The sequence below is a fragment of the Deltaproteobacteria bacterium genome (genome assembly GCA_016875225.1).
Lineage (GTDB): Bacteria > Myxococcota_A > UBA9160 > SZUA-336 > SZUA-336 > VGRW01.
The window spans coordinates 1-5858 of record VGRW01000130.1 but is presented as its reverse complement, the minus strand read 5'-3'; the positions used below and the strand labels follow the sequence as shown (position 1 = coordinate 5858).

General features: G+C 70.7%; 5 protein-coding genes. 2 read left to right on the top strand and 3 right to left on the bottom strand.

Features of this window, described 5'->3' with window-relative positions; all coding sequences use genetic code 11:
• Positions 1-1099 (top strand): CoA transferase (locus tag FJ108_17640; protein ID MBM4337713.1); only part of this gene is annotated, 1099 nt, incomplete at its 5' end.
• On the opposite strand, the gene FJ108_17635 is transcribed toward FJ108_17640, so the two are convergent.
• The 3 genes from FJ108_17635 to FJ108_17625 form a co-directional block, all read right to left on the bottom strand.
• Complete coding sequence (locus FJ108_17635; protein MBM4337712.1) at positions 1092-2213, bottom strand: hypothetical protein; 1122 nt, start codon at positions 2211-2213, stop codon at positions 1092-1094. The genes FJ108_17640 and FJ108_17635 overlap by 8 nt on opposite strands.
• A gap of 198 nt (positions 2214-2411) precedes the next feature.
• Positions 2412-4676 (bottom strand): ATP-dependent Clp protease ATP-binding subunit ClpA, encoded by a 2265-nt coding sequence (gene clpA / locus FJ108_17630; protein ID MBM4337711.1) that lies wholly within the window; start codon positions 4674-4676, stop codon positions 2412-2414.
• Positions 4673-5026 (bottom strand): ATP-dependent Clp protease adaptor ClpS, encoded by a 354-nt coding sequence (locus tag FJ108_17625; protein MBM4337710.1) that lies wholly within the window; start codon positions 5024-5026, stop codon positions 4673-4675. The genes clpA and FJ108_17625 overlap by 4 nt, the downstream gene beginning before the upstream one ends.
• Before the next feature lie 48 nt (positions 5027-5074).
• Here FJ108_17625 and FJ108_17620 point away from each other — a divergent pair.
• Positions 5075-5858: GNAT family N-acetyltransferase (locus FJ108_17620; protein ID MBM4337709.1), on the top strand; the 784-nt coding region annotated here is incomplete at its 3' end.

The following is a 5858-nucleotide window of genomic DNA, read 5'->3' as shown; positions in this document are numbered from 1 at the left end:
GACGCGAAGGCTCGACACGATCCGCGCGGTTCCGCCGTACAAGGGATCGGTCCCGGGACCCGAGAATGGCGCGGCGGTGCAGGGCGCGAACGCCGGAAAGCTCTGCGTGACGCTCGACCTCGCACGACCGGAGTCGCGTCCGGTGATCGAGGCGCTGGCGCGCTGGGCCGACGTGGTGACCGAGTCGTTCGCGCCCGGCGTCGCGGAGCGCATGGGCCTCGACTACGAGTCGCTGCGCCGGATCAAGCCGGATCTGATCGTGATCTCGAGCTGTCTCATGGGACAGACCGGGTCGCTGCGCGAGTTCGCGGGCTTCGGAAATCTGGCCGCGTCGGTCACGGGCTTCCAGCTCTATGCCGGCTGGCCGGATCGCGCGCCGGCCGGTCCCGCGGGCGCCTACACCGACTACATCTCCGCTCGGTACAACGCGATCGCGATCCTGGCCGCGCTCGAGCACCGGCGCCGGACGGGCGAGGGGCAGTACATCGACCAGTCGCAGGCCGAGGCGGCCTTCCACTTCCTGGCGCCGGAGCTCCTGGACCATTCGCTCACCGGCCGCACGCGCACGCGGGTCGGCAACGACGATCGCGAGATGTTCCCGCACGGGGTGTTTCCGGCGCGCGGATCCGACCGCTGGGTCGCGATCGCCGTGCGCGACGAGGCCGACTGGCGCGCGCTCTGCGAGGCGCTCGGGCGGGCCGACTGGCGCGACGACCCCGCGCTCGCGAACGCCGACGCGCGCCGCGCGAAGCAGGCCGACGTCGATGCCGCGATCTCGGCCTGGACAGAGGCGCGCGATGCCGCTTCCGTGGAGGCCGAGCTTCAGCGGCGCGGCGTGCCCGCGCACGCGGTGCTCGACATGCCCGGCTTGTACGCCGACGCGCAGCTTCGCGCGCGCGGGCACTTTCTGGAGCTGCCGCACCCCGTGCACGGCGCCGTCGCGATCGAGGCCTCGCGGTCGAAGCTGTCGCGGACTCCCGCGCGAGCGCCCGCGAAGGCGCTCACGTTCGGCTGCGACAATCGGCGCGTTCTCGGCGAGCTGCTCGGCTTTCCGGACGAGGCGATCGCCGCGCTCGAGGCGCGCGGCGTGCTCAGCTAGCGGGCGGCTCCGGGCGGAGCCGCCAGATCTGGTACGGCGCGTTCGCCGCGATCTGCTCGGGGCTGGCGAGGATCACCTGGTGCAGCGCGCTGCAGGTCACGTAGAGCCATCCGTCCGGGCCGAACGCGAATCCGTCGGGCCAGCGCAGGCGATCGTCCTTCACGATCGTGCGGAGCTTCCGGTCCTGACCGAGCGCGACGACGGCCGAGTGTTCGAGATCGGAGAGGTAGAGCGTGCCGGAGGCGTCGATCGCGATGCCGTCGCTCATCGTCTTCTCTGCGTACCGCTCGACCCGTGACTCGAGCACCCGCCAGGGAATCCCGGGCTCGCGCAGATCGGAGGTCCGGACCCGGTACATGTGGCGGCTCGTCACGGCGGCGAAGTAGAGCCACTCGCCCGCGTCGTCGAGCGCGATCGAGTCGGCGCCCGGCCGAACGGTGAAGAGCCCGTAGAACTCCATCCGCCGGCCCTGCACCACCGGGGCGAAGTCCTCGGCCAACACCGAAACGTGACCCTCGAGCGCGCGGTGAGAGGTCTGCCTCGCGACGTCGTAGACCACGATCGCCGGGATCAGCGCGAACAAGCTCGCGTCGGCGATGTAGACGTGCCGGCCGTCGGGGGCGACCTGGAAGTCGTTCAGCATCGAGCCGTGCAGCGCGATCTTGCTCGGGAACTCGTGGCGGTGCACGAGCGCGCCGGTCGCGAGGTCGAAGGCCAGAAGCCGCGCGGTTCCGAAGCCGTAGCGCCCGTGGTCGAGCACCCAGAGGCGATTGCGGCGATCCGCGCGAAGCGAGAGCACGGTCTGGTAGGCGAGATCCCCGGGCAGGCCGCCGGGTGGGTACGCGACGGGCTTGCCGTCGACCAGCTCGAAGACCGAGACGGGCGGGCTCCCCTCCGGGTGGAACGTCGCGAAGACGCGCCCCGAAGGTGAAACGGTGACGTTCCCCGGCGGGTGCGGGAGATCCGCGACGAGCTCGAGCGCGTCGGCAGCGAGCTCCGGCTCGCCGCTGCGATCGGGGAACTCCGCGCCGCCGCCGTAGCGCGCCCGCACGCCCGCGAGGACGATCGCGAGCAGCGCGAGAGCCATCACGAGCGCGTAACGGGCGATCCGCACGGTCCGCAGGCTAGCACCCGGTGCCGGAAGTCTCGCGTCGGAGCGCCACCTTTTGCTCGCGGCTGCGACGGTAGATACAGAGGGGGCCGAGCCAGACCGGGCCTTCGGCAGGAATTCCCGGAAGGGATCGGGATCCGAGCTCCGCGAGGGGCGCCGGGCCCAACGCAGTCCCGCGCGGGCCGAGAAGGCGAAAGTCGCTCAGCCCGCGCGGGGCTCGTACCCGAAGCGGAGCGCGCCGTCGGCGGCGTCCACGTGGACCTTCCCGCCCTTGGCGAGCTTCCCGAACAGCAGCTCGTCCGCGAGCTTGTCCTTGAGCTCGGTCTGGAGCAGCCGCGCGAGCGGCCGCGCGCCGAAGAGCTTGTCGAAGCCCTTCTCCGCGAGAAGGGTCCGCGCGGCCGGCGTGAGCTCGATCTGCACCTTCTTCTCCGCGAGCTGCGTCTCGACCTCGCGGACGAACTTGTCGACCACGCGGCCCATCACCTCGGGCGTGAGCTGCTTGAACTTCACGATCTCGTCGAGACGGTTGCGGAACTCCGGGCTGAACAGCCGCTCGACATCCTTCTGTCCGTCGCTGCGGCTCTCGCCCGAGAAGCCGATCGAGCGCGCGGTCATGTCGCGCGCGCCGACGTTGCTGGTCATGATCAGCGTGACGTGCCGGAAGCTCGCCTCGCGGCCGTGGTTGTCGGTGAGCGTCGCGTGATCCATGACCTGCAGGAGGATGTCGAACAGGTCCTGGTGCGCCTTCTCGATCTCGTCCAGAAGCAGGACCGCGTGCGGCGTGCGCCGCACGGCATCGACGAGGATTCCCCCCTGGTCGTAGCCGACGTAGCCCGGTGGTGCGCCGATCAGACGGGCCACCGCGTGCTTCTCCATGTACTCGCTCATGTCGAAGCGGTGGAACGCGACGCCGAGCGTCCTGGCGAGCTGCTTGGCGAGCTCCGTCTTGCCGACTCCAGTCGGCCCCATGAACAGGAACGAGCCGACCGGGCGGTCCGCTCCGCCGAGCCCGGCGCGGCCGCGCTTGATCGCGCGCACCACCGTCGAGATCGCCTCGTCCTGGCCGTACACGACCTTGCGCAGATCGCTCTCGAGCGTGCCGAGCCCCTCGCGATCCGAGCTCGAGGCCGTCGGCAGCGGGATCTTCGCCATCTGCGAGATCAGAAGCTCCACGTCGTGCACGCCCACGGTCTTGCGCTTCTCGCCGCGACGCAGCCGCACCGCGGCGCCGACCTCGTCCATCACGTCGATCGCCTTGTCGGGCAGGAAGCGGTCGAGCAGGTGCTTGGCGGAGAGCTCGACGCAGGCGCGCAGCGCGGGCTGCGTGTAGCGCACGCCGTGGTGCTGCTCGTAGCGCGGCGCGAGCCCTTCGAGGATCTTCACCGCCTCGTCCTGCGAGGGTTCGTGAACCTCGACGCGCTGGAAGCGCCGCGCGAGCGCGCGATCGCGCTCGAAGTGGCGGTACTCCTGGAACGTGGTCGAGCCCATGCAGCGCAGCTCGCCGTTCTGCAGCAGGGGCTTGAGCATGTTCGACGCGTCGACGGTCGCGCCCTGCGCCGAGCCGGCGCCGAGCACGGTGTGGATCTCGTCGATGAAGACGATCGGGTTCGGGCGCTCCTTCACGGCCGCGACGAAGGCCTTGAAGCGCTGCTCGAAGTCGCCGCGGTAGCGCGTGCCCGCGAGCATGGCGCCGAGATCGAGCGCGTACACCTCCGCGCCGACCAGGTCGTCCGGAACCTTGCCCTTCACGATCCGCTCGGCGAGCCCCTCGGCGATCGCGGTCTTGCCGACGCCCGATTCGCCGACCAGGATCGGATTGTTCTTGCGCCGCCGCGCCAGCACGTGGATCACGCGGTCGATCTCGGGCTCGCGGCCGACGAGCGGATCGAGCTTGCCCTGCGCCGCGCGCTCGGTGAGGTTGGTGGAGTAGGCCGCGAGCGGATCGGCCTCTTCTTCGTCGTCACTGCCGGTCGGTCGGCCGCTCGCCGGCTCCGAGCGGCCCGCCTCGCCGGAGGATCGCGACTCGGGCAGCTTCGAGACGCCGTGCGAGATGTACTTCAGCACGTCCAGGCGCGAGACGCCCTGCGCGCGGAGCAGCGCCACCGCCTGCGAGTCGGGCTCCTGGAAGATCGCCGCGACCAGATCGCCGGCATCGACCTCGTCGCGCTCGGCGTTGTCGGCGTGCGCGAGCGCCTGCTGGACGACGCGGTGGAACGCGAGCGTCTGTCCGGTCTCGATCGGCTCCTCGCCGGGCTCGCCCTCGATCTCGTCGTCGAGGTAGCGCTGGAGATCGAGCTTCAGCCGCTTCAGGTTCACGCCGGAGTGGCGCAGGACCTCGGCGCCGCGCTCGTCGTGGCAGAGCGCCAGCAGCAGGTGCTCGACGGTCAGATACGCGTGACGGCGCAGGATCGCCTCGCGCATCGCGGCCTGAAGCGTCAGCTGCAGCTCTCGATTGAATCGGCTCATTCGGGCTCGGCTCCTGCGCGCAGAGGATAGCCGCGTTCCTCGGCGAGGCGATGGACCTGCGCGACCTTGGTCTCGGCGATCTCGAGCACGTACACGCCGCCGACGCCGGCCCCGGAGCGGTGGATCTGCAGCATCAGCGCCGTCGCCTCGGACGGGCTCTTGGCGAAGACGGTCTCGAGCAGGCGCACGACGAACTCCATCGGCGTGTAGTCGTCGTTGTAGAGCAGCACCTTGAAGCGCGGCGGACGCTCGACCTTCGGCTTCTCGCGCGTGGCGACACCGCGCTCGCGCCGCGTTCCCGGCTTCTCGCGCGGTGTGTCCGCGGGCGGCGGCTTCGGCTCGTCCGGCATCGACCCGAGGATAACCGAGCCGACTTGCGCGAGGTACACTGGGCTCGAATGGTCGAGATCGAGTGCCTCTCCGGCGTGCGAGACCTCCCCGCGTCGGAGTGGAACGCGCTCGTCGGAGACGGCTCGCCGTTTCTCGAGTGGGAATTCCTGGCCTCGCTCGAGGAGGCCGGCTGCGTCGGCGCCGGGACCGGCTGGGAGCCGCGCCCGCTCGTCGCGATCGAGAATGGCCGGCTGGTGGCGGCCGCGCCGCTGTACCTGAAGCAGCACAGCGAGGGGGAGTTCGTCTTCGACTGGGGCTGGGCCGACGCCGCCGAGCGCGCGGGGATCCCGTACTACCCCAAGCTTCTGGTCGGCGTTCCGTTCACGCCGGCGACCGGCGCGCGCCTGCTCGTCGCGGCAGGGGAGGACCGCGCGGTCTGGACCGAGCGACTCGCCGGCGCGCTGCTCGAGCTTTGTCGCGGGAACGATCTCTCGGGCGTGCACGTGAACTTCTGCCGCGAGGACGAGATCGCGCCGCTTCGCGCACGGGGCTTCGAGCTGCGCGTGGGCGTGCAGTACCACTGGCGCAACGCGGGCTATGCAGACTTCGACGCCTGGCTCGCGCGCTTTCGCAGCAAGCGCCGCAACCAGATCAAGCGCGAGCGGCGCGAGGTCGCGGAATCGGGTGTCGCGATCGAGACCCTCGCCGGCGAGGAGATCCCCGACGACCTGTTCGAGCCGATGTTCCGCTTCTACCTGTCGACGCTGCGCACGCGGGTCTGGGGCCGGCAGTACCTGAATCGGCGCTTCTTCGCGCTGCTGCGCGAGCGATTCAAGCACCGGCTCTGCTTCG

Bases quoted from the DNA above. Each gene is read 5' to 3' on its own strand.
- clpA (MBM4337711.1), bottom strand. From the start codon at position 4,676: ATGAGCCGATTCAATCGAGAGCTGCAGCTGACGCTTCAGGCCGCGATG.
- FJ108_17625 (MBM4337710.1), bottom strand. From the start codon at position 5,026: ATGCCGGACGAGCCGAAGCCGCCGCCCGCGGACACACCGCGCGAGAAG.